The organism is Citrobacter sp. CK199 (assembly GCF_030333285.1).
Lineage (GTDB): Bacteria > Pseudomonadota > Gammaproteobacteria > Enterobacterales > Enterobacteriaceae > Citrobacter_B > Citrobacter_B koseri.
Genome location: NZ_JAOWGF010000021.1, coordinates 404346 through 428980 on the forward strand (window position 1 = coordinate 404346; position 24635 = coordinate 428980).

Genomic DNA, 24635 nt, shown 5'->3' on the forward strand with positions numbered 1-24635 from the left:
ACCGGGCATTATTATTGCCGGATGGCGGCGTAAGCGCCTTATCCGGCCTACGGTATTGCGCTTTTGTAGCGCCACCGGGCATAACGCATCAAAACTTCTGCTTTTTCTCTTCTACTTTCACGCCTTGCGTGGGCAAACCGGTATCGTAATCACGTACCACCGGAGAATAACCGTCTTGTGGGCGTGGGCGGAATGCCCCCATCCAGCGCGGCCGGGCATCTTTACGCCACGGACGCAGGATCCACTGGTACGTACGGAACGGGTCGCGGATTTTATCCATGTAATCCAGCAGCGCGTCGTGCATCTGACTGCGAACACCGGCAAATTCCGGCGCAGCAATCAGATTATGCAGTTCATCCGGGTCATTACGCCTGTCGTACAGCTCATCGCTGGTAAACAGGTTCAGCACCAGCTTCCAGTTATCCGTCACCCAGCAGCGCACCGGAATAAAGCCGCCAAAGCTGTCATGCTCGATCTCATAGCGGTTGAACTCCACCATCACCCCGCGCGGCGCTTCAACGGCCAGGATGCTTTCACCCGGAAGAATATCGGGCTTATCAATCCCCGCCAGCGCCATCATCGTAGGCAGCAGGTCAATATGGCTGACCGGCGTATCGATCTGCTGCGGCGCTCCCTGCGGCGGGCGCATAATCAGCGGGATGCGGGTAATGTCATCATACATTGCCGCCCCTTTGCTGATGAGTTTGTGCGCCCCCATCATTTCACCGTGATCGGAGGTATAAATCACCCAGGTATTCTCACGTTGTTCCGGGGTTAACGCATTGATCACCCGCCCAATCTGATCGTCAACAAAGTCATTACAGGCAAAGTAGAGCGGATGATGATAACAGCCATCATCGCCCACCGGGGACGGCATCGCCTGCGCCCATAGCCGATGGTGCTCAGGTTTATTGCTCAGCGAATCCTGCGCCTTCGCGCCCAGGTCATAATAAAAATCCTGATACTTCTCCAGATACTCAATCGGACAGGTAAACGGATGATGCGGCTCATCATAAGAGACCACCATCAGGAACGGTTCGTCATCTCTCGCTGGCTGATGGAGAAAATCAACCGCCCGGTTGCTGATGCGATACGCCCAGGTAAAGGTCTCATCAATATTATTGGTCTGCAAATCCTCAATACTGTTCAGTCCGTTACGCCACAGGCTGATTTCATTCTCCGTCAGTTCAGAAAGGTAGTTCGCGCCGTCATACCAGTAGTCGGCATCCCACTCAGGCGGGCACTCGCCGGTGCCAAAGTAATCGTGCCCGTCGAGGTGCCATTTACCGATATAGCAGGTGTGATAGCCTGCATCCTTAAAATAACGCCCCATCGTGGAGATGTTCTTCCCCGGCGCGACGTTGTTCGTCCACGGGCCGGACTGATTGGCATAAATACCGGTAAAAAGCCCCGCGCGGGCTGGCGTACACACCGGCGAGCAGGTATACGCGGAGTTAAAGCGAATCCCTTCAGCGGCCAGGCTGTCAATATGCTGCGTGTTCAGCGGTTTACCGCTATAGCAGCCCACCATATTGGTCGCCTGTGTATCGGTCATAATGAACAGAAAATTCGGACGGGTCATGCTTTATCCTTAGCGTCAGAAACATAAACCACAGGCGCGGAATGGCGCGTCTGCCATGAGCTGTAAATCAGGTAAACAACCACCGCAGCGGTGATGGCGTAGCTGAGAATGGTCAGCCACCGGGTCTGATAGCCACCGAACTGCGCCAGACCAGAATAGACGCCAATCATCGCGAACAGGACGCCAACGGCGGCGATCTTCACGTTTTTCCACGGTTTCATGTCAACCGCAAACGCATCATGAAATTTAAACGGCGTTGCACGCGGCTTAATCACGCCAATGAGCAGCATCACCACGACGTTGATACAGAAGGTACAGGCCAGCACATAGAGGAAATGAAAATCAAATTTCACCAGGTAGTTGATGGTGATGTAACTGACAATACCGAGTCCCATTGCGACCTTCGCAGCCAGCGCCGGAATACGTGGAAAGAAGAAGCCCATAATAACAATGGTCACCAACGGCACGTTATAAATCCCGTTGAGCTGTTTCATCCAACTGTAGAGCCCTTGCGGCGCATAGGCGATCCACGGCGCCACCAGCACGGAGATCACGGCCACAATAAAGCCAAAGCGACGACCAACAGTGACCAGTTTATCGGGGCTGGCCTGTTCATTAATCAGTCGGCGATAGATACCGAGGCTAAACAGGGTAGAAGCACTGTTCAAAAAACCGCAGAATGCGCTGATAATCGCGCCAAACAGCACCGCGCTAAAAAAGCCAATCAGCGGCAGCGGCATCACTTTGTTCACCAGCGCCGGATAGGCCATGTCTGCTTTCGGTAGATCCTGAAAGAGATGAAAAGCGATAACGCCCGGCAGCACCAGAATCAGCGGGTCCAGCATCTTCAACACCGCCGTAAGCAGCGCCCCTTTTTGCCCTTCCGATAAACTTTTTGATGCCAGCGTACGCTGAACGATCCCCTGGTTGGTGCACCAGTAGAACGTATTGACCAGGATAAGCCCGGTCAACGCCGCGCCAATCGGCACCGGGTCGTTGCTGCCGCCAATCGAATTCAGCATCAGGCTGTGATCCTGGGTTAAGCGCGTAATACCTTCGCTCAGACTGCCTTTCCCCATCGCCATCAGACCAAACAGCGGCACCATCAGGCCGCCAATCACCAGGCCGATACCGTTAATCACATCGGCAATGGCAATCGCCCGCATCCCGCCGACGACAGCATACAGGATGCCACTAATCCCCAGCACGACAGCCATCAGCCAGATCGCCGTATGTTGTGAAATACCAAAGGTTTCAGTGACATGAAACATGCTGTTAAAGGCAAGCGCGCCGGAATACAGAATGATGGGTAAAAAACAGATTCCCGTCGCAATCAAAAAACAGCAATCGATAATGATGCGGGTGGTTTTGTCATAGCGTTCTTCAATAAAATCCGGGATCGTTGCAATGCCGCGTTGCAGATAGCGTGGCAGAAAGATCAGCGCCAGAAAAATAAGCGGAATTGCGGAGATGACTTCCCATGCCATTACCGACATACCGCTGCGGTAAGCCTGGCCGGTTAATCCCACCAGTTGTTCCGTTGAGAGGTTAGTTAACATCAGCGAGGCGGCAATAACCGGCGCTTTTAACGAACGCCCCGCCAGAAAATATCCCTGCTGCGAACCGGTATCCGCTTTTCGTAACTTCCACCAGGTGATAACCGCCACCAGTAGCGTAAAACCAACAAAGCTCAAAATTTGTAGCGTATTCATCTCATAGCCCTTGTTTTTCATTATGTCCCGGCAGCGGTAGGGTCAACACGAGGTAAAGCGTGCCGGGTCAGGCAGTCAGATTTCTTAATTACAAACATCGCCTCCCTGAAGCATTCACTTTCTGTTATGTTCAGGTTGTGGGCATCATTCTCCGGCGAGAAAATAAAATGAATGGAAACTTGCTAAGTTCGCATGTAAAAAACGAAACTACGTACAATATTCCCCTGTTGATTAATGAAAATGTGATCTCCAGCGGAATTTCATTGATCTCGCTGTGGCATACCTACGCTGACGAAAATTACCGTGTTATATGGCCGCGAGATAAGAAAAAGCCGCTAATTGCCAATTCGTGGGTCGCGGTCTATACCGTACAGGGGTGCGGGAAAATCCTGCTGAAAGACGGTGAGCAAATTACATTAAACGGCAACTGCATTATCTTTTTAAAACCCACCGATATACAGTCTTACCATTGCGAAGGTTTATTGTGGGAGCAATACTGGATGGAGTTTACCCCAACCAGTATTATGGATATTCCTATCCGACAACAAAGCATTATTTATAATGGTGATGTTTATAATCAGGAACTGGCCGAAGTTTCACAATTAATTACCCGCCCGGAACCGATTAAAAATAATCTCGCCGTCGCGTTTCTCACGAAAATTATTTATCAGTGGATTTGTCTTATTGACTCAAACGGGAAAAAAGACCCACAACGCATACAGGTTGAAAAGTTAATTGCAGCGTTACATGCCAGCCTGCAACGCCGCTGGAGCGTGGCGGATATGGCAGCCACGATCCCCTGTAGCGAAGCCTGGCTGCGTCGTCTGTTTTTACGCTATACCGGGAAAACACCGAAAGAATATTATCTGGACGCCCGGCTGGAACTGGCATTATCGCTGTTAAAACAGGAAGGGAATACGGTGGGTCAGGTAGCGGATATGCTCAACTTCTTTGACTCATTTCATTTCAGCAAAGCATTTAAGCATAAATTTGGCTACGCGCCGTCGGCGGTGTTGAAACATCCTGACCGGCACCCGCTGGATGCCGGTCAACAAGATTAGTGCAGTTCAGGCCAGTATTCTTTGTTGGCTTCAATCAGATCATCAAGAATCGCTTTGGCGACAGACGCGCTCGGCACGGTTTTGGAGAGCGTAATCGCCTGCCACAGACGCTGATAGGAGCGATGCTCCCAGGCATCGACCACCAGTTTCTCGACGGCCACCTGCTGGCTCATCAGCCCTTTCTGGAACTGCGGAATATCGCCAACCGTCAGAGGCTCCGGCCCGTTATGCCCCACCAGGCAAGGGATCTCCACCATCGCTTCATCATCAAAGTTATGAATCGCCCCGTTGTTTGGCACAATCAGCAGCATCCGTTCCTGCGTATTAAAAGCGATTGCCGTTGCCAGATCGACGATATAAGACGCGTGTTCATCAATTTCCAGCTCGCCAGCGGAGGAGTGGCCTGCTTCAATAATCGCGCGGCAGGAGCCAAATACCTGTTTTTCACGGTGATCCATCACCTCATTAGCACGCGTGCGCGCCGGGTTCGAGTGCTGCACCACATAGTCCGGGAACAGATAGTATTTCAGATAGGTATTCGGCATGGTGTCCGGGTCCAGCGCCTGCACATCCTTCGCTTTGGCGAACGTATCATTCCAGCTCGCTTCAGTATGCGGATCGTTAGATGGCGGAACATAACCGTGTTTCGCGACGTATTCCCGCAGTTTCGGCATCAGGTCGTTACCCTGCAAGTCCTCAATCGACGTCCACCAGCCAAAGTGGTTCAGCCCGTAATAACGCACGCGCATTTGCTTACGATCTTGCAGGCCGACAATCTGCGCCATCCGCCCTTCAATGCCGATCGGCATATCACAGATATTGAGGATTTTGGCGTTCGGGCGCAGACGGCGCGTCGCCTCGGCCACTATCGCCGCCGGGTTGGAGTAGTTCAGCATCCACGCGTTCGGGGAGTATTTCTCCATGTAATCCACCAGCTCCAGCACGCCGCCAATAGAACGCATCCCATACGCAATCCCGCCCGGACCACAGGTTTCCTGGCCTAACACGCCGTGGCGCAGCGGGATTTTTTCGTCTTTTTCCCGCATCGGGTATTTGCCCACGCGGATATGCGCCATCACGAAATCAACATCGGTAAACGCTGCTTCGGGATCGGTGGTGTAACTAAACTCAATCTCCGGCGCCTGCTCTTTAAGGATGATTTTGCACGCTTCGGCAATCACTTCCTGGCGAGCGCCGTCGTTGTCATAGAATTTCAGCGCGCGAAGCGGAAAACGGTCCTGGTTTGCCAGCAACATCAATACGATGCCCGGCGTAAATGTGCTGCCGCCGCCTGCGATAACCACTGAGAATTTTTTCATGATACTGCCTCCATCATGGGGATTTGTTCGGTCGATAAGGGGGATTTCATTAGCGTTTCAAGCTGGTCACGCACCTGGGGCACATGCAGGCCGACAATCACCTGGATGCCATTGCCACGGCGAACCACGCCGTGCGCGCCCAGCGCTTTAAAGACGTCATCACTCTGGGTCTGCGCCATATCGTGGAGCGCGATACGTAAGCGCGTGGCGCAGTTATTAATGCTTTCGATATTGCCCGCGCCGCCCAGCGCCTGGAGGAACCCGGCTGCCTGCCCAAGTTTTGCGTCCGGCGCGGGCGCCGTTGTCTGTCCACGCGCGACCTTGTAATCCGCTTTGCTGTAGAGTCTGATTTCACTCTCTTCACGACCCGGCGTTTTCAGGTTGAAGCGCAGGATCAGGGTGCGGAAAACCACAAAATAGAGGGCGGTGAATGCCAGCCCGATGCCTATCTGGGTAAACATCATTCCGGCATGGTTGTGGAACATCGGGATCCAGTTTTGCGGTAAGAACTGATCCAGCAGTCCGCCGCCCATATTTCCTACCACGCCGCAGATATACATCACCGTCGCCATTGAGGCCGCCAGCACCGCGTGTACGGCAAACAGCAGTGGAGAAATAAACAGGAAAGTGAATTCCAGCGGTTCCGTAATGCCCACCAGTACAGCGGTTAACGTGGCGGGGATCAGCAAACCGGCGACCTTCACCCGGTTTTCTGGCGATGCGGTGTAATAGAGCGCCAGCGCAATCCCGACGGAGCCAAAGATTTTTGAGTTACCGTGCAGGGCAAAACCGCCTTCCGGGAATAACGTCTTCAGCGATTCCGTGCTCTGGCTGAACGCCTGCATATGTTGCGCCCAGTAAACCTGAATGCCACCTTCTACCGCCGCCGGGCCAAAAATGAAGGGGCCATAGACGAAGTGGTGCAGCCCTGTCGGGATCAGAATACGTTCGAGGAAGGTGTAGACCCACACGCCCAGCGCGCCCGCTGAACGCAGGAAAGCCTGTAGGGATTCAATGCCCATCTGCACTTTTGGCCAGCCGAGCAGCGTCAGCCAGGCGCAGGGAATCATCACCAGGAACGCGATAATCACCACAAACGACGTGCCCTGAAAAATACCGAGGAACACGGGCAACGGCTTATCGAAATAGCGGTTGTGCAGCGCGGTGACGATGCCCGAAATCATAATGGCGCCGATAATGCTGGTATCGAGCGTTTTTATTCCGGCCATCATCGTCAGACCGCTGCCTGCCGTCGGGTCTACGCTGAAGTCCACGCCGAAGAAATGCCCCCAGGTCATGCCCATGGCATTAATGAAATAGTTCCATGTCAGGAAGCTGACCAGCACCGCCAGACAAGCTCGGCCTTGCGCCTGTTTAGCCAGGCCAATTGGCAAGCCGACGGCGAAAATCAGCGGCATATTACGGAAAACCGTCCAGCCGCCCTCTTCAATAATATGAACGATTTGCGCGAATAAACTGTTGGGATCGGTCAGCGCTTCGCCAACAAAAAGCGGGTTGCGCAGCATGATGGCGATACCCACGACGATACCGGCGAACGGGAACAGCAGTACCGGGGTAAACATAGCGCCGCCAAAGCGTTGTATTTGACTGAGCATTTTTACATCCTCATATAACAACCAGTAGGGAGAGGCCTTTTTTGTAGTGATTGCTGGCCTGATACGAGAATAGGTAGTTGCGATTCTGAGAACATGACGCGCCGCTTCGATTCGTGATCGCATTCATGGTTTTAATTCAGTCAATGATGTCTACTTTTTACATAAAAGTTAGACATCAAAAGGTTCGTAGCGCGGAAATTAAAGGGAAAAAGAGGTCTGGTAGTGATCTACAAATCGATAGCGGAACGACTAAGAATCCGGCTCAACTCATCTGATTACAACATCGGTAGCCCGTTGCCTGGTGAAAAAAAGCTGGCGGAAGAGTTTGCTGTATCACGAATGACCATCCGCAAAGCCGTCGATATGCTGGTGGGGTGGGGACTGGTGGTGCGGCGGCACGGGAGCGGCACATACGTGGCGCGTAAAGACGTTCATCATGAAACCACCAACCTGACCGGACTGGCGGAAGTGCTGCGGCGTCAGGGAAAAGAGGTCACCAGCCAGGTGCTGGTGTTTGAAGTGATGCCTGCGCCCCCCGCCATTGCCAGCCAGTTGCGGATTCAGATCAACGAACGTATCTACTTTTCCCGCCGCGTGCGCTATGTGGATGGCAAACCGCTGATGCTGGAGGACAGCTATATGCCCGTCAGGCTGTTCCGTAACCTCTCGCTGATCCACCTGGAAGGGTCGAAATTTGATTATATTGAGAAAGAGTGCGGCATCACCATCAGTGGCAACTATGAAAGCCTGACGCCTGTACTGGCCGATAAACAGCTCTCCGCGCAAATGAACGTCCCCGAGCAAACGCCGCTACTGCGAATCACATCGCTTTCTTACAGCGACAGCGGGGAATTTTTGAATTATTCGGTCATGTTCAGAAATGCCAGCGAATACCAGGTGGACTACCATTTACGGCGCGTCCACCCGGATGCAAACCTGACCTAGCCTAACCCCCAGAAAAGCACCGCCAGCAGTTGTGGGGTGATAATCCGCAGGAACATTACCAGTGGATAAACGGTGGCGTAGGAGAGCGCCGCCGCACCGCTGGTGGCATGCAGGTTGTTAGCGAACGCCAGTGCAGGCGGATCGGTCATTGACCCCGCCAGCATCCCGCATAGCGTCAGGTAGTTCATTTTGGCAAAGATACGCGCCAGAAGACCGACGGTAATCAGCGGAATGGCAGTAATAAAGATACCGTAACCAATCCAGCTCAGACCATCACCCTGAGTCAACGTATCAATAAAGTCACCGCCAGATTTCAGCCCGACCACCGCGAGAAACAGCACGATCCCCAGCTCACGCAGCGCCAGGTTGGCGCTTGGCGGCATAAACCAGTACAGCTTGCCGATGCTGCCGATACGTCCCAGAATCAGCGCCATGATCAGCGGCCCGCCCGCCAGTCCCAGCTTTAACGCTACCGGGAATCCAGGGACAAACAACGGAATCGACCCCAACAGCACGCCCAGACCAATACCGATAAACACCGGTAACATCTGCACCTGTTGCAGTTTTTGCTGGGCGTTACCCACAACATTGGCCACCGCATCAATTGAAGAGGGACGGCCAACCAGATTGAGGATGTCACCGAATTGCAGGCTGGCGTCGCTACTGGCCACCAGCTCTACGCCCGCACGGTTCAGACGGGAGATCACCACGTCATAGCGTTCTTTAAAATGGAGGTCGCGAATGCGTTTTCCGAGCACCTTTTCGTTAGTGACCACGACGCGTTCAACGCGCAAATCCGTCCCTCGCGTTGAGAGCGAGGTATCCACCTCCTGACCAATGACCAGCTGCGCGTTATGCAAATCGGCGGGCTGTCCCACCAGATGCAGCAAGTCGCCCGACTGGATGATCGTTCCCGGTGAAGGCACCATCAGCGTCTCGTCGCGTTTCAGACGCGAACAGATGATTTTATCGCTGTTCAGGATGGGCACATCCTGGATCGCCATATTGTTGAGATTCGGGTTCTCAACACGGATATTCATGGTCTGGATTAACGAGTGTCCATTGCTAAGCGTGTCTTCATGCTGCTTCGCCTCCGCCTCCACGTTGACGCGAAAAATCATCCGCATCAGCCACATGGTGAGCAAAATACCGCAAATCCCGAAAGGATAGGCCATCGCATAGCTCATCCCCATCTGATCTACCGCTTCCATTGGCGTTCCCAGATCGCGCAGAATTTGCTGCCCTGCCCCCAGCGCTGGCGTATTGGTGACCGCGCCGGAGAAAATCCCCAGCACCACCGGTAGCGGGATAGCGAAGATTTTATGCAGAATAGCGGTAACCAGCCCACCGATAATGACAATCAGGATGGCAAAGAGATTAAGGCGCAACCCTGAGACGCGCAGAGAGGCAAAGAACCCCGGCCCCACCTGGATACCAATGGTGTAAACGAAGAGTATCAGGCCGAATTCCTGGATAAAGTGCAGCATGTCACTGCTCAGCGTCATCCCGGCCTGATCGACAAAGTGGCCGACGATAATCCCGCCGAACAGTACGCCGCCAATGCCAAAACCGACACCCCGCACCTTGATATTGCCGATCCACAACCCGACAACCGCCACCAACGCCAGAACGCTGACCGTCAATGCTATATCACTCATCTTCTTTTCCCTGTGAATAACATTTCAATTTACGTGGATTATGACTGAACCGTTCAGGCATATATGCAGCATGGCGCACATTATCACGTTACAACGCCCCTGAGATGCCCGTCGCAAGGGCGTTTCAGGTCTTTTTCTTAATAGAAATCTGAAGTTGCTGAATGCTTTTTTCTGGTAAAGGCAGCGCTTCAGGCATTGTTCCCCCCAGATCCTCGATGGTCTGGCGGACTTTACGCCCGACATTGTAATGCGTTTGGTTGGCCTGCTGCTTCGTATTAACAGAATCCCTACGCAGCTTTTCTTCCGTTTGAGTCGCCCGAAAAAGGTTCGCCGCCAGTTCAGTTGAGCCCATATGGTCGAGTATTTTTTGGTTTTTCTTCAATCCCTTACGTTCATGGATGGCTCGCTGATCCAAACCACCATACAGCCCCTTGTAGCCATGGTTCTGGAAGATAGCAAAGTCAAAAGTGGTCTCGACACCAGCCTGCTGAGCAGTTTCAACCAGATGCTTATTATGTTCTTTCAGTTCATTGCGTAAAAACAGGCGCTTTTCATCTTCGCGCAAGGACTTAAAAGCGGCATCATCGGCCAATTCCTGGCGTCGGGTTTGAATGGCAAAGTACGTTTGCCCTGCCGCAATGACGGGTTTTGAAGGGTCCCCATTCTGAACGACCAGATAGCAGGCGTAGCGGGATAACTTCATATCTTTCAGTTCCCGACACGCACCGGAACCAATCCGTACCATAGCGAGGATCTCCTCGAAATGGTCGCAGGCTAACTGGCCGCTGGTACGGCATGATTCCACAGCTTTTTTCAGCACGGGTACAAAATGTCGATACTCTGAATATTCAAGAGCCTTAGCCAGTGCGCGCGCTGACCAAAACTCAATACCCTGATCATCAAGCTGTTTCATTACTTCAAATGGTTGATGCTCACTCATAAAAACATTCCTTCGTTAAAGAGCTTTTGTACTGGATATTCTTACAGTAAAACATCTATTACAACAACGTGATTTAGTGTGCTTTCACGCACAAAAATGCCCCGTCATTGCTGGCGGGGCGATTTGCCGGATGGCGGCTACGCCTTATCCGGCCTACAGGTAGTCCTGGATTAGCTATTTAACGCGGGACGTTCGCTAATAGCGATACGCTGCGGAGCGATGGTTTCCGGCTCGTTGCGGGTTAAATCAATGTGCAATAACCCATTGGTGAAGGTCGCGCCGCTGACCTCCATATTTTCTGCCAGAGTAAAACTCAGACTGAATGGCTGTGTCACCAGCCCCTGATGCAACCATTTGGTTTCTTTTTCCGGCTGCGCTGGCGTGCCTTTTACGGTCAGGCGCGTGCCTTCCAGTTGAATATCCAGATCTTCCTGACGGAAACCGGCTAACGCGAGGGTAATGCGGTAGTGGTTGTCATCGCTTTTTTCAATGTTATAGGGCGGGAAGCTCTGGCTTTCGCCGGTGTTTTGCAGGGCGTTGGCCAGTTTGTCAAAACCGATCCATTGACGCAGCAGTGGGGATAAATCGTAATTACGCATGATAATAATCTCCTTCTAAGAAGCGAGTAATACCCGTCATACTTCACGCCGCAGATGCGTTGTCTGCGCTCGCTCACCCCAGTCACGTACTTTTGTACGCTCCCGGGGATTTGCTTGCTTGCCGCCTTCCTGCGACGCAAATTATTTAGGGTATATTATTGCCAGCGAATCCTCAGATTCGCATATGCTCCCTGACGGCGAGCACGGGGATAACAGGCCGCCGGCGGCGACCTGACTGAATCAGTTAATTTCGATACGGCGCGGTTTGTTCGCTTCTGGAATCACGCGCTCCAGGTCGATATACAGCAGACCGTTCACCAGGTTAGCGCCGCGAACATGAATGTTCTCTGCTAACTGGAATTTGCGTTCAAAGTTACGCTCTGCGATGCCCTGGTAGAGATAGGTACGTTCTTTTTGCTCATCCGCATGAGCGCCTTTTACCACCAGCAGATTATCCTGAGCAGTAATTTCCAGTTCGCTTTCCGCAAAGCCTGCAACGGCAATCGCAATGCGGTAATGGTTTTCATCCACCAGTTCGACGTTATACGGAGGATAACCGCCATTACTCTGGCTCTGGTTGTTTTCTAAGAGGTTAAACAGACGATCAAAACCAATGGCAGAACGGTACAGCGGGGATAAGTCAAAGTTACGCATAATGAATAGCTCCTGAAATCAGCGAGAATAGTGGACCTTCCATCATGGACAGGTCAGGTAGCCAGAACACCCATCAGGCGTGCTCTTTATTTGCCTACACCCTAAAAATGGGTCTGGAAATGAACTTTTCAAGCGCTTGCAGGGGACTTTTTTTGCAGTTTGTTGTCTATCGCATAGACTGGGTGAACAGCACACATTGTTAAAGTGCGATAAGCGCCACAGTGCGACGTGATGGTGATGTTATTTTTCGCGACGGATCGCTATAACTCATCATGCAAACATCGATAATCAACAGATGAATAAATCATGATAAAAAATGTGTTGTTAACGCTGATGATGTGCAGTGGATTGGTTTTACTGGGTGGCTGCTCCAGCGTAATGTCACATACCGGCGGCAAAGAGGGGACCTACCCCGGCACACGCGCCAGCGCCGAAATGATCGGCAGCAGTGATACAAACTGGGGCACCAAATCGCTGGCAATCCTGGATATGCCCTTTACCGCCGTCATGGATACGATACTCTTGCCGTGGGACTTCTTCCGCACAGACAGCTCAGTGAAGTCGCGAGTGGAAAAGAGCGAGGAGAAAACAAAGATGACCAACGCCGTTATTCCCCCAGCAAGAATGCCCGCTCACTGATTTATCGTTCGGTTTCCGTCACCCAAAGCTGGCGGAAACCGTCAACCTCTTCCATCCACGCGATTAACGCCCCATCCGGCGAAAAAACAACGGCGTCCGCGGAAGGCGGGCTGTCATGACTCGCCGTTAAAAAGGCGATTGCTCCGCTCTGCGCGTCGCAGCAGGCAATGCGGTTTTCCAGCACAAACCCCAACCACCGGCCTGACGGGTGCCAGTTGAACGCTGACTGAATATCGGTCGCGTTATGCGTAAGCTGGCGCGGCTCTCCCCCCTGCGCCGGGATCAGCCAGAGCTGGACAATACCGCGATCATCGCGCATCAAAAACGCAATGTCCGTGGCTTGCGGGTTACTCCGCACCCAATGGCGCGGAACGTTTACCAGCCCAGGGAAAGCGCGACCGTGCGTAAAGGTCAGACGGCGCTGAACAACGCCCGCAGGCGGCGCTGGCAGCATTGATTCTGTTCCGGTCAGCGGCATATCGCCTGCCTGTTTCCAGCCTTTTTCATCCTGCGGCAACGCCACCAGAAACAGCTCCGGCACTTTTTCACCCTTCGCCGACAAGGTATCGCCAATAAACGCCAGCGCATGATCGCCCACCCAACCCTCTTCGTAGGCGCGGTTAATGTCATCGCTGCCCGGCCGTGGCGCCGGCGTGGTCTGGCTCACTAACACGCACCAGTGGCTGCCGCTGTACTCCCGAGGATGCTGAACCGCCACCGTAACCGGGCCATACGGCACCGCAACGCCGACGTTGCGCAAGTCCAGCGCCGGATCGCGCTCACGCAGTACATGGTCGTTATAGGTGAAGCTGACACGCTCGCCGTTCGGACTGAACACATGCACATGGCTGCCGCCGCGCAGCGCGCCGGGCGTATACGGCACGGTGATGTCCATTGCATCCAGATTCGTCACGCGGTTTTGCGCCGCTATCACGCCGCGACGATGGTGGAAATCATAATGCCACGTCTCGTCCGGGTTCTCCGGGCCATGAATGAACACATAGCGATCGTCTTGTGGATGAACGGTCACCACGCCAACGTGCGCGCCCTGCGTAGCGCGATAAATGACCTCAACCTCGCCAGTCCGTACGTTGACGCGCTCAATCGTCTCACCGGTAAACGAGGCACCTGACGGACGCACATCAAAAACCAGCCACTGGCTGTCCGCCGTCCAGGTGTTGGTATTCGTAAGCTGATGATGACGCGAAGCGAAAGTGATTTGTTTCATGGAGATACCCTGATGCGCGGTTTTCGCATCAGGGTATAGCATTGGAAGAAATTAGCCTACCCGTTTAACGTCGCCGACCAGCAGGATATAAGAGAGCGCGCCAATCAGAGCAACAGCGGAGATATAGACCAGCGCCGGGCCAAAGCCGTAATCCTGCGCAAGGTAGCCAATCACCAGCGGCACGGTGATGCCGCCTAGCCCGCCAACAAAGTTAAACACGCCGCCGGTCAGGCCAATCAGACGCATCGGTGCGAGTGAAGAGACCAGTGACCAGGTGATAGACGCAAAACCATTGCCGAAGAACGCCAGCGCCATCAGAGTCATAATCCATACGGGATCGTTAGTGTAGTTCGCCCCCATGATGCAGGTAGAAATCAGCAGCCCGCAGATAATAGGCGTTTTACGCGCAACACCCAACGAGAACCCTTTTTTCACCAGCTTATCCGCCAGCCAGCCGGAGAGCAGCACCCCAAAGAAAGCGGCAAGGAACGGTACGGTCGTCATAAAACCCGCCTTCAGGGCGGTGATCCCTTTCTCCTGGGTTAAATAGTTCGGGAACCAGGTCAGGAAGAACCACAGCGTAGAAGTAACCGCAAATTGCCCCAGGTAGACCCCGACAAGTTTGCGGTGAAACACCAGTTTCCAGTCAGCTTTGGTCAGTGGCTGACGCGCCTCTTTTTTGACTGGCGCATCGCCGTCCACCAGACCGCCGCCATCGCGAATATAGTCCAGCTCAGCCTGGCTGATGCTTTTGGTCAGGCGCGGCGGCTGATAAACCTTGAACCAGATTAGCGACCAGATAATCCCGATTCCCCCGGTAACGATGAACACCCAGTGCCAGCTCAGCATCTCCTGAATCCAAATCAGCAGCGGCGTCAGAAACGCCAGGCCGACAAACTGCCCGGAGGTGTAGAAACCGACAGCGGAGGCGCGCTCATGCTCCGGGAACCAGCTGGTAACCATCCGGTTATTGGTCGGAAATGCGGGCGCCTCAAAAATCCCGGTGATGGCGCGAAGACCAATCAGCGACATTAATCCGGTGGCGAACCCCTGAAATAGCGTTGCAACAGACCAGCCCAAAATAGCGATAAAGTAGGTCAGTCGCGATCCCACACGGTCAAGGAACCAGCCGCCAGGAATCTGGCATAGCGTATAAAGCCACGCAAAAGCCGAAAAGACGTAGCCCATTTCCGCTTTGGTGATGCCGAATTCTTCCTGAATATGCGCCGACGCCACGGCGAGGTTCGCGCGGTCAACATAACAAATAACCACGGTAATAAAGATCATAATCAGCGTCAGATAACGACGACGCCCTGGTTTTGCAGCTGTAACTGAAATATCCATCGCAATCTGTCTCCAGATTTTGGGCATAGCGAGACCGCTCACCATGCCCTGTAATTTACAGAGGGTTATATTTTTGTATGTAAGGTTTTTGCCCGGTGGCTTACCGGGTCTACGGGATGGCGATTACCATTCCGCTACGCTGCCATCTTCATGACGCCACAACGGGTTGCGCCAGTCCGGCGCGTTTTTACTCAGTTCAATGACTTTAGCTTCGTCAATGTCCACGCCAAGACCCGGTTTAGTTAACGGTTTAAAGAAGCCGCCTTCCATACTGAAATCGTCCTTGTTTTTCACGAAGTCGAGCAGCTCCGCGCCTTTGTTGTAGTGAATGCCCATGCTCTGCTCCTGGAATACCGCATTGCGCGATACGAAGTCGATATGCAGACAGGCTGCCAGCGCAATCGGCCCCAGCGGACAGTGCGGCGCCAGCGCCACGTCGTAGGCTTCCGCCATCCCGGCGATTTTGTAGCATTCGGTGATACCGCCAGCGTGCGACAGATCCGGTTGCAGAATCGCCAGCCCGCCCGCTTCCAGCACGCGTTTAAACTCAAAGCGTGAGAACATGCGCTCGCCTGCGGCAATCGGAATATGCGTCTGCGCCGCCAGCTTCGGATAATATTCCGCCTGCTCCGCCAGCACCGGCTCCTCAATAAACAGCGGACGATATTGTTCCAGCTCTTTAATTAAAACCTTCGCCATCGGGGCGCTGACACGACCGTGGAAGTCGAGACCAAATTCAATTTCGTTACCAAAAGCCTCACGGATTTGCGCTACGGTATTGACTGCCGCATCCACCGCGCGTGAATTATCAATCACGCCCATCTCTTCACAACCGTTCAGTTTGAAGGTGTCGAAGCCAATAGCGCGCAGTTTCCTGATGCCGTCGATCACTTCCGCCGGACGGTCGCCGCCCACCCAGCTGTAGGCTTTAATTTTGTCGCGAACCAAACCGCCCATCAGTTGCCATACCGGCGCGTTCAGCACTTTGCCTTTGATATCCCACAGCGCCTGGTCGATACCGGCGATGGCGCTCATCATTATTGGGCCGCCGCGATAAAAACCGGCGCGGTACATCACCTGCCACAGATCGTTGATACGCGCCGGGTCCTGACCGATCAGATAGTCGCCAAACTCATGAACCGCCGCTTCGACGGTACGCGCGCGCCCTTCTATAACCGGTTCGCCCCAGCCAACCACGCCTTCATCCGTTTCGATTTTCAGGAACATCCAGCGCGGGGGTAAACGGTACGTGGTGATTTTGGTTATTTTCATTTCACTGCCTCTCGATACGCTTTAACAAATGCCGTCGCCTGCTGCGCGGTACGCTCAACGGACTGCCCGGCGCGATAGAGATCGCTGCCCAGCCCGGCGCCTGCGCAACCCGCGTTAATCCATTGCGCCAGGTTTTCCGGCGTCACGCCCCCCACGGCAAACATCGGGACATCAGCCGGAAGCACCGCTTTCAGCGCTTTGATGTAGTCCGGGCCAAATGCCGATGAGGGGAATATTTTCAGCGCCTGCGCACCCGCATCCAGCGCGGTAAAGGCCTCGCTGGCGGTCGCGCATCCAGGGCATACGGTCATGCCATAACTCACCGCGCGACGAATCACCTCGGGCTGAATATTTGGCGTGACGATCAGCTTGCAGCCCATTTTCGCTAACAGGTCTACCTGATCGGGCTGAAGTACGGTGCCCGCGCCGATCAACGCCTTATCGCCATACGCATCCACTATCGCCGGGATACTTTTTTCCCACTGCGGGGAGTTAAGCGGGATTTCCACCGCATCAAAGCCAGCCTCGATGACCGCGCCAACATGCGCCAGCGCTTCATCGGGCGTCACGCCACGTAATATCGCAATAAGCGGAAGATCAGTTTGCCACTGCATGAGCGATGCTCCTTATTCCTGCCTGAAATGCCTTCTCACCGGAAACGACGGTTGCATGACGGCCAATGGCGCTGAACGCCTGCTGGTAGCGTTCCGCCAGCGCGTCTCCGGCAACAATGGTGATCTGCCGGGCGTCAAAGCTTTCGCTAAGGGTGGCGACTTCAGCGCCAATCAACAGACCGGATAAAAATTCGCTCACCTGCGCGCGCGGGAGTGTTCCCAGGACGTGCGAGGCGCGAACCTCAAAAAGTTGCGGCAGGATGGCGGGGGTAGCGAGACCACGCTCCAGCCCGGCAGTAAAGGCGACAGGCGAGGTTTCCTGTTCAGGCAACCCTGCGCCCACCAGTGAATAACGCAGCAACAGATGGTGTAATTCACCCGTCATCACGGTGCGAAAATCGTGAATTTGCGCGTTATCAGCCCGTACCCATTTACAGTGCGTACCGGGCATCACATAGACAGAAGAAGGAGAAAGCGTGCGGGCGCCAAGCAACTGTGTCTCTTCGCCGCGCATCACATTGTGGTTATCGTCGCGTGAGACACAGAGTCCGGGAATAATCCAGATCTTGTCGCCAACGGAGGTTAACTGCTCGCCTATGGCAGAGAAATGGGCAGGAACCGGCAGATAGGGGGCGATTTTCCAGCCCACATTACTGCCGACCATTCCCGCCATAACCACGGGAGTGGCGCTGTCGCGCCAGTTTTGCGTCACTTCTGCTAACACCGCTTCAGGAGATTTACCCTTCAGACGCGTTACGCCTGCTTCTGATTGCCTGCTCTCCAGGCATTTGTCGCCCTGGTAAAGCCAGGCGCGCAAATTGGTCGATCCCCAGTCAATTGCGATGTAGCGAGCTGTCATGTGATTTCCTTGAGCCTTCGTGTCGAGCTGGCGATCATCGTTAAGGCCGCCTGCTCTGCCGCATCGCCATCCTGATGCCGTATCGCATCGAATAGCGCCTTATGTTCCTGGAGCGTTTTTGGCATGTTGGCCTCATCACCCATCCAGGTTCGTTCAAACACCGCTCGCTGTAGCGAACTGATCGCCACGCTAAGCTGTTGTAAAACCGGGTTATGTACCGACTGCAATACCGCCTCGTGATAGCGAATATCCGCTTCGTTGAAGGCATCCCGGTTCTGGTTGTTGGCGATCATGTCATTGAGCGCCGACTCAATTTCGGCCAGATCGCTCGACGTCGCGCGTTCCGCCGCCCAGCGCGCAATAGCCGGTTCCACCAGGTTACGGACTTCACTCATTGCGCTGATCAGCCGCGGGTCATAATCGTTTTCCAGCACCCATTGCAGCACGTCGGTATCGAGGTAGTTCCACTGGTTTCGTGGTGCGACAAACGCTCCGCGATAACGCTTCATTTCAATGAGCCGCTTCGCCATCAGCGAACGGAACACTTCGCGAATGATGTTGCGCGAGGTTTCAAACTCCTCACACAGATCCGCTTCCGCAGGCAGTGCCGAACCCGGTACGTACTTGCCGCTGACAATCTGTTTTCCCAGCGTGATGACGATACGATCGGTTTTATTGAGGGTCATGGAGAGTCCTTGTGCTCTGTATGTACCGCTCTACTTTACCGTTACCGCTGAAATTCGCCTCAACTTTGTAGTACTAACGTGATGTCATTCATCGTTGCTGTGTTGATAATGTAGTACAACACAAATGTGTTGTACTACAATTTAGATCACAAAAACAACAATCAGTAATGGGAATGTTATGAAGGGAAAATGAGGGCGTAAAAAAACCCGCAGCAGAGGCGGGTTACGGAACGTCTGTTTTGCCGGATTAATCCAGGCCAGCCACTTAATTCAGCACAAATTTCTCAATTGCGTATGCCACGCCGTCTTCCAGGTTGGATTTGGTGACAAAATTGGCCACCTCTTTCACCGACGGAATCGCGTTGTCCATCGCCACACCCATGCCTGCATATTCGATCATCGCGATGTCGTTTTCCTGATCGCCAATCGCCATGATTTCTTCCGGCTTGATCCCCAGCGCATCAGCCAGCGACTTCACGCCAGTGCCTTTATTGACGCGTTTATCCAGGATTTCGAGGAAGTACGGCGCACTTTTTAACACGGTATATTTCTCTTTTACTTCCGCCGGAATACGCGCAATGGCCTGATCAAGGATGACGGGTTCATCAATCATCATCACTTTCAGGAACTGCGTTGCCGGGTCCATTTTCTCCGCTTCACAGAACACCAGCGGAATGGTGGCGACATAGGATTCATGTACGGTGTAGTAGCTGATATCACGGTTTGCGGTGTACAGCGTGTTGCGATCCAGCGCGTGGAAGTGTGAGCCGACTTCGCGGGACAACTTCTCCAGAAAACGGTAATCGTCATAGCTCAGCGCCGTTTGCGCAACGGTACTGCCATCGCCCGCTTTCTGCACCAGCGCGCCATTGTAGGTGATGCAGTAGTCGCCGGGTTGTTCCATGTGAAGCTCTTTCAGATAGCTATGGACACCCGCATACGGACGGCCAGTGGTTAGCACCACGTTAACGCCACGGGCGCGCGCGGCGGCAATCGCCGTTTTTACCGCAGGTGAAATGGTGTGATCGGGCAGCAAAAGGGTGCCATCCATATCGATAGCAATGAGTTTGATAGCCATGAGTTCCCCGGATTAAATGAGTCCGTCCTCATGCTAACGCGATTCCGCTCAAAAAACAGCAACGAAAAGGGGGATGGAAAGGGGAACCGGGATTCCCCTTTTGCAGATCGGTTGTAGGCCGGATAAGGCCTAAGCCGCCATCCGGCAAAGGCTGACGAACTGCCTGATGGCGCTTCGCTTATCAGGCCTACAGGAGAGGCCTACAAGCTGATTAGATATCGATGTTTGCCGCTTTCAGGGCGTTCTCTTCGATAAAGGCGCGACGCGGTTCAACGGCATCGCCCATCAGCGTAGTGAACAGCTGGTCGGCGGCAATCGCATCTTTCACGGTGACGCGCAGCATACGACGGCTTTCCGGGTCCATCGTGGTTTCCCACAGCTGATCCGGGTTCATCTCGCCCAGACCTTTATAGCGCTGAATCGCCAGGCCACGACGGGACTCTTTCACCAGCCACTCCAGCGCCTGCTCGAAGCTCGCAACCGGCTGACGGCGCTCGCCGCGTTCAATGAACGCATCGTCTTCGATCAGACCGCGCAGCTTCTCGCCGAGCGTGCAGATGCGACGGTATTCGCCGCCGGTAACAAACTCGTGATCCAGCGGATAGTCGGTATCCACGCCGTGGGTACGCACGCGAACAATCGGTTCGAACTGCTGCTGTTCGGCGTTCTCGCGAACGTCAAACTTCCACTGGCTGCCGTGCTGCTCTTTCTCGTTCAGCTCGGTAATCAGCGCGTTCACCCAACGGGTGACAGCCTGTTCGTTGCTAAGATCGGCTTCCGTCAGCGTCGGCTGATAAACCAGCTCTTTCAGCAGCGCTTTCGGGAAGCGACGCTCCATACGGCCAATCATTTTCTGCGTCGCGTTGTAATCAGAAACCAGTTTTTCTAACGCTTCGCCCGCCAGTGCCGGTGCGCTGGCATTGGTGTGCAGCGTTGCGCCATCCAGAGCGATGGAGATCTGGTACTGATCCATCGCCTCATCGTCTTTAATGTACTGTTCCTGCTTGCCTTTCTTCACTTTGTACAGCGGCGGCTGCGCAATGTAGACGTGACCACGCTCGACGATTTCCGGCATCTGACGATAGAAGAAGGTCAACAGCAGCGTACGGATGTGCGAGCCGTCGACATCCGCATCGGTCATGATGATGATGCTGTGATAGCGCAGTTTATCCGGGTTGTACTCGTCACGACCGATGCCGCAGCCCAGCGCGGTGATCAGCGTCGCCACTTCCTGGGAAGAGAGCATCTTGTCGAAGCGCGCTTTCTCCACGTTGAGGATTTTACCCTTCAGCGGCAGAATCGCCTGGTTCTTGCGGTTACGACCCTGTTTAGCAGAGCCGCCCGCGGAGTCCCCTTCCACAAGGTACAGTTCAGACAGCGCCGGGTCGCGTTCCTGACAATCCGCCAGTTTACCCGGCAGACCCGCCAGATCCAGCGCGCCTTTACGACGCGTCATTTCACGCGCACGACGCGCGGCTTCACGCGCACGCGCCGCATCGATAATTTTGCCGACCACAATTTTAGCGTCGGACGGGTTTTCCAGCAGGTATTCGCTCAGCAGCTCGTTCATCTGCTGTTCCACCGCCGATTTCACCTCGGAAGAGACCAGTTTATCTTTAGTCTGGGAGGAGAATTTCGGGTCCGGCACCTTCACGGAAACCACGGCAATCAGGCCTTCACGCGCATCGTCGCCGGTGGCGCTGACTTTGGCTTTCTTGCTGTAGCCTTCTTTATCCATATAGGCGTTCAGGGTACGGGTCATCGCCGCACGGAAGCCTGCAAGGTGCGTACCGCCGTCACGCTGCGGAATGTTGTTGGTAAAGCAGTAGATGTTTTCCTGGAAACCATCGTTCCACTGCAATGCCACTTCCACGCCGATACCGTCTTTTTCGGTGGAGAAGTAGAAGATATTCGGGTGGATCGGCGTTTTGTTCTTGTTGAGGTACTCAACAAACGCTTTGATGCCGCCTTCGTAGTGGAAATGGTCTTCTTTGCCGTCGCGCTTGTCTTTCAGACGAATAGAAACGCCGGAGTTCAGGAAGGACAGCTCACGCAGACGCTTAGCCAGAATTTCGTATTCAAATTCGGTGACGTTGGTGAAGGTTTCCAGGCTCGGCCAGAAACGCACCATCGTACCGGTTTTATCAGTTTCGCCAGTCACCGCCAGCGGCGCCTGCGGTACGCCATGCTCATAGATCTGACGGTGGATTTTGTTATCGCGCTGGATAACCAGTTCCAGTTTCTGGGACAGGGCGTTAACCACGGAAACACCCACGCCGTGCAGACCGCCGGACACTTTATAGGAGTTATCGTCAAATTTACCGCCCGCGTGCAGCACGGTCATGATCACTTCCGCAGCAGAAACGCCCTCTTCCGGGTGAATACCGGTCGGGATGCCACGCCCGTCATCCTGCACGGATACGGAGTTATCGGCATGAATGGTGACGATAATGTCTTTACAGTGACCCGCGAGCGCTTCGTCGATAGCGTTATCTACCACCTCGAATACCATGTGGTGCAGACCGGTGCCGTCATCCGTGTCGCCGATATACATACCCGGGCGCTTACGCACCGCATCCAGCCCTTTCAGGACTTTGATACTGGAGGAGTCATAAGAATTCGACATCAACGTTTCTCGCTCAATTTATCTTGGGTTAATCCGTTATTTTACCCTTTTCCACGGTGAACATCTTCGAATTTTTGTCCGACATGTCCAGAACGTGTTCAGCGCTGATTGCGCTGACAAAGACCTGTGATTGCGTCGCTTTCAAGCGGCTGGCCAGCAGCCCGCGACGCGCATCATCAAGTTCAGAGGCAAAATCATCTATCAGGTAGAGACACCGCCGCCCGCTTTCACGGGTGAGGAACTCCCCTTGCGCCAGTCGTAAAGCGCACATCAGCAGTTTAAGCTGCCCACGCGATAAGGTATCTTCCACCGGCGCACCGTCAGCACGAATGCGGAAATCCGCTTTGTGCGGGCCATGCGCAGTGTAGGTCAACATGCGATCGCGTTCGAAGCTCCGCTCCAGCACCTCGGCATAATCCGTCTCTTTTTCCCAACCGCGCTGAAAAGAGAAGGTGAGGGAGAACTCCGGTAGAAATTGCTGGCAGGTATCCGCCATATCCTGCGCAATACCAGCACTGTACTCAGCACGCCAGGTACTGATTTGTTCCGCGAGAGGAATCAACTCCTTATCCCACGGACGCAATTGTTCATAACGGCTTACCTGGCGCAGCGCCGCGTTGCGCTGCTTGAGCAACCGCTTCAGGTTGCTCCAGGCGGTAAAAAAACCGACTTCGTTGTGAAAGCATCCCCAGTCAAGGAACGCTCTTCTGTATTTGGGGCCGCCGTTGAGTAAAGTAAACCCCTCAGGGGTAATCAACTGCATCGGCATCAGGTGCGCCAGCTCCGCCACTTTGTGGCCGTCGGTGCCGTCGATGCGCACTTTGCTGTCGCCCAGCTTGTCTTTCGTCAGGCCGATGGCGGTTTCGCGCTCTTCCCCTTGCAAACGTCCGTGGAGGACAAACGACTCCTGCTCGTGACGAATGACGCGGCCAATCTGCAAACTGCGAAACGCCCGGCCGTGGCCGAGCGTATAGATAGCCTCCAGCACGCTGGTTTTGCCGCTACCGTTTGCGCCAACCAGGAAGTTAAAGCCGGGGGATAAAGCGAGATCCGCATTTTCAATATTGCGAAAGTCGCGGATCAACAGGCGGGTGAGCGACATTACAGTCTCATTGGCATCACAACATACGCAGCACTTTGAGACGCCGCATCTTCAATCTGTACGCTGGAAACGGAGTCTGTCAGCAGAATACGCACGGTTTCACATTTCAGCGCGTTCAGCACATCGAGCACGTAGCTGACGTTAAAGCCGATCTCCATCTCAGTACCGCCGTAGGTGACGTCCAGAATTTCTTCCGCTTCTTCCTGTTCCGGGTTGTTGGCGGTGATTTTGAGTTGGTTTTCGCTCACATACAGGCGTACGCCACGGAATTTCTCGTTGGAGAGAATCGCCGCGCGGGCAAACGCCTGCTTGAGAATATCGCAACCCGCTTCCAGCGTTTTGTCCGGGTTCTTCGGCAATACGCGGCGATAATCCGGGAAACGACCATCAACCAGCTTGGACGTAAAGATAAAATCACCGACGTGGGCACGGATGTTGTTACTGCCGATCTGTACGCGCAGCGGGGTTTCGCCGCCGTCGAGCATACGCATCAGCTCAATCACGCCTTTACGCGGCACAATCACCGAATGGTTAGGCAGAGATTGCCCGACCGGCATAGAGCAGACCGCCAGACGGTGACCGTCGGTCGCGACGGTACGCAACTCTTCACCTTCAGTCTCAAACAGCATGCCGTTTAAGTAGTAACGAACGTCCTGATGCGCCATTGAGAACTGGGTGGCTTCAATCAGGCGCTTCATCGTTGCCTGCGGCAGAGTGAATTCGACTTCGCTCTGCCAGTCATCCAGATTAGGGAAATCGGCGGCAGGCAGCGTGGAAAGCGAGAAACGGCTACGCCCGGAGCGCACCAGCATCCGATCGCCTTCCAGCTGGACGGCAATTTCAGCCCCTTCCGGCAAGCCACGGCAGATATCAAAGAATTTCCGCGCCGGGACGGTAGTTGCGCCTGGTTCATGAGGCTGAATCAACGCAACGCGCGCCACCATTTCCATTTCAAGATCGGTGCCCGTCAGCGACAGCGTACCGTCAGCCACCTGCAACAGCAGGTTACCGAGAATGGGCAGTGTAGGACGACCGCCCAGCGGGCCACTGACCTGCTGAAGCGGTTTTAATAAATGTTCACGTTCAACGGTAAATTTCATA

21 protein-coding genes and 1 other annotated feature are annotated in these 24635 nt (G+C 54.1%); of the genes, 3 read left to right on the forward strand and 18 right to left on the reverse strand.

All coding sequences use genetic code 11. From position 1 onward, the window contains the following. Positions 1-88 precede the first annotated feature (88 nt). Positions 89-1582, reverse strand: a complete 1494-nt coding sequence (locus OGX75_RS03200; RefSeq protein WP_286451045.1) for a sulfatase-like hydrolase/transferase — start codon at positions 1580-1582, stop codon at positions 89-91. Further along, entirely contained in the window at positions 1579-3294 is a 1716-nt protein-coding gene (locus OGX75_RS03205) for a solute:sodium symporter family transporter (protein WP_198448085.1), read from the reverse strand. Before OGX75_RS03205 ends, OGX75_RS03200 begins: the two co-directional genes overlap by 4 nt. Positions 3295-3461: 167 nt before the next feature. Here OGX75_RS03205 and OGX75_RS03210 point away from each other — a divergent pair, with 167 nt between their 5' ends. After that, complete coding sequence (locus OGX75_RS03210; RefSeq protein ID WP_112001379.1) at positions 3462-4355, forward strand: helix-turn-helix transcriptional regulator; 894 nt, start codon at positions 3462-3464, stop codon at positions 4353-4355. On the opposite strand, the gene OGX75_RS03215 is transcribed toward OGX75_RS03210, so the two are convergent. Together OGX75_RS03215 and OGX75_RS03220 are read right to left on the reverse strand one after the other, a co-directional pair. After that, positions 4352-5674 (reverse strand): 6-phospho-alpha-glucosidase, encoded by a 1323-nt coding sequence (locus OGX75_RS03215; protein ID WP_047460135.1) that lies wholly within the window; start codon positions 5672-5674, stop codon positions 4352-4354. The two genes, OGX75_RS03210 and OGX75_RS03215, sit on opposite strands and share 4 nt — an antisense overlap. Next, on the reverse strand, positions 5671-7290 hold the full coding sequence (locus OGX75_RS03220) for an alpha-glucoside-specific PTS transporter subunit IIBC (RefSeq protein ID WP_286451046.1): 1620 nt from the start codon (positions 7288-7290) through the stop codon (positions 5671-5673). The genes OGX75_RS03215 and OGX75_RS03220 overlap by 4 nt, the downstream gene beginning before the upstream one ends. 222 nt (positions 7291-7512) lie before the next feature. Here OGX75_RS03220 and OGX75_RS03225 point away from each other — a divergent pair, with 222 nt between their 5' ends. After that, entirely contained in the window at positions 7513-8235 is a 723-nt protein-coding gene (locus tag OGX75_RS03225; protein WP_012000790.1) for a GntR family transcriptional regulator, read from the forward strand. On the opposite strand, the gene OGX75_RS03230 is transcribed toward OGX75_RS03225, so the two are convergent. The 4 genes from OGX75_RS03230 to ibpA all read right to left on the reverse strand — a co-directional run bounded on the left by OGX75_RS03230 (position 8232) and on the right by ibpA (position 12086). Further along, positions 8232-9893, reverse strand: a complete 1662-nt coding sequence (locus tag OGX75_RS03230) for a putative transporter (RefSeq protein WP_101744157.1) — start codon at positions 9891-9893, stop codon at positions 8232-8234. The genes OGX75_RS03225 and OGX75_RS03230 overlap by 4 nt on opposite strands. A gap of 124 nt (positions 9894-10017) precedes the next feature. After that, a complete protein-coding gene (gene dinD, locus OGX75_RS03235; RefSeq protein WP_134768917.1) occupies positions 10018-10833 on the reverse strand; it encodes a DNA damage-inducible protein D in 816 nt (271 codons plus the stop codon). 170 nt (positions 10834-11003) lie between these two features. Beyond that, on the reverse strand, positions 11004-11432 hold the full coding sequence (ibpB, locus tag OGX75_RS03240; RefSeq protein ID WP_047460126.1) for a small heat shock chaperone IbpB: 429 nt from the start codon (positions 11430-11432) through the stop codon (positions 11004-11006). A 240-nt stretch (positions 11433-11672) separates the two neighbouring features. Next, entirely contained in the window at positions 11673-12086 is a 414-nt protein-coding gene (gene ibpA / locus OGX75_RS03245) for a small heat shock chaperone IbpA (RefSeq protein WP_006687722.1), read from the reverse strand. Next, positions 12080-12152 (reverse strand) — a sequence feature (ROSE (Repression Of Heat Shock gene Expression) occurs in the 5'-region of heat shock genes and acts as an RNA thermometer to modulate expression.). (Overlaps the previous gene by 7 nt.) A gap of 240 nt (positions 12153-12392) precedes the next feature. Here ibpA and OGX75_RS03250 point away from each other — a divergent pair. After that, positions 12393-12725: a YceK/YidQ family lipoprotein gene (locus OGX75_RS03250; protein ID WP_012000796.1), complete on the forward strand. Its 333-nt coding sequence runs from the start codon at positions 12393-12395 to the stop codon at positions 12723-12725. A gap of 1 nt (position 12726) precedes the next feature. Here the strand turns inward: OGX75_RS03250 and OGX75_RS03255 are convergent, their stop codons facing one another. The 10 genes from OGX75_RS03255 to dnaN all read right to left on the reverse strand — a co-directional run bounded on the left by OGX75_RS03255 (position 12727) and on the right by dnaN (position 24634). Beyond that, on the reverse strand, positions 12727-13953 hold the full coding sequence (locus OGX75_RS03255; protein ID WP_286451047.1) for a YidR family protein: 1227 nt from the start codon (positions 13951-13953) through the stop codon (positions 12727-12729). Between the two features lie 51 nt (positions 13954-14004). Beyond that, positions 14005-15342: an MFS transporter gene (locus OGX75_RS03260; protein ID WP_075203724.1), complete on the reverse strand. Its 1338-nt coding sequence runs from the start codon at positions 15340-15342 to the stop codon at positions 14005-14007. Positions 15343-15420: 78 nt separating this feature from the next. After that, positions 15421-16569, reverse strand: a complete 1149-nt coding sequence (gene dgoD, locus OGX75_RS03265) for a galactonate dehydratase (protein ID WP_049008765.1) — start codon at positions 16567-16569, stop codon at positions 15421-15423. Continuing rightward, positions 16566-17183, reverse strand: a complete 618-nt coding sequence (locus OGX75_RS03270; RefSeq protein ID WP_286451048.1) for a 2-dehydro-3-deoxy-6-phosphogalactonate aldolase — start codon at positions 17181-17183, stop codon at positions 16566-16568. Before OGX75_RS03270 ends, dgoD begins: the two co-directional genes overlap by 4 nt. After that, a complete protein-coding gene (locus tag OGX75_RS03275) occupies positions 17167-18042 on the reverse strand; it encodes a 2-dehydro-3-deoxygalactonokinase (protein ID WP_049008769.1) in 876 nt (291 codons plus the stop codon). Before OGX75_RS03275 ends, OGX75_RS03270 begins: the two co-directional genes overlap by 17 nt. Next, positions 18039-18728 (reverse strand): D-galactonate utilization transcriptional regulator DgoR, encoded by a 690-nt coding sequence (gene dgoR / locus OGX75_RS03280; protein WP_049008770.1) that lies wholly within the window; start codon positions 18726-18728, stop codon positions 18039-18041. The genes OGX75_RS03275 and dgoR overlap by 4 nt, the downstream gene beginning before the upstream one ends. A 265-nt stretch (positions 18729-18993) precedes the next feature. Then, positions 18994-19806: a sugar-phosphatase gene (gene yidA / locus OGX75_RS03285; RefSeq protein ID WP_012000803.1), complete on the reverse strand. Its 813-nt coding sequence runs from the start codon at positions 19804-19806 to the stop codon at positions 18994-18996. A gap of 211 nt (positions 19807-20017) precedes the next feature. After that, entirely contained in the window at positions 20018-22432 is a 2415-nt protein-coding gene (gyrB, locus tag OGX75_RS03290; protein WP_012000804.1) for a DNA topoisomerase (ATP-hydrolyzing) subunit B, read from the reverse strand. A 28-nt stretch (positions 22433-22460) separates the two neighbouring features. Continuing rightward, on the reverse strand, positions 22461-23534 hold the full coding sequence (recF, locus tag OGX75_RS03295) for a DNA replication/repair protein RecF (protein ID WP_012000805.1): 1074 nt from the start codon (positions 23532-23534) through the stop codon (positions 22461-22463). After that, complete coding sequence (dnaN, locus tag OGX75_RS03300) at positions 23534-24634, reverse strand: DNA polymerase III subunit beta (RefSeq protein WP_012000806.1); 1101 nt, start codon at positions 24632-24634, stop codon at positions 23534-23536. The genes recF and dnaN overlap by 1 nt, the downstream gene beginning before the upstream one ends. Between the last annotated feature and the right edge of the window lies 1 nt (position 24635).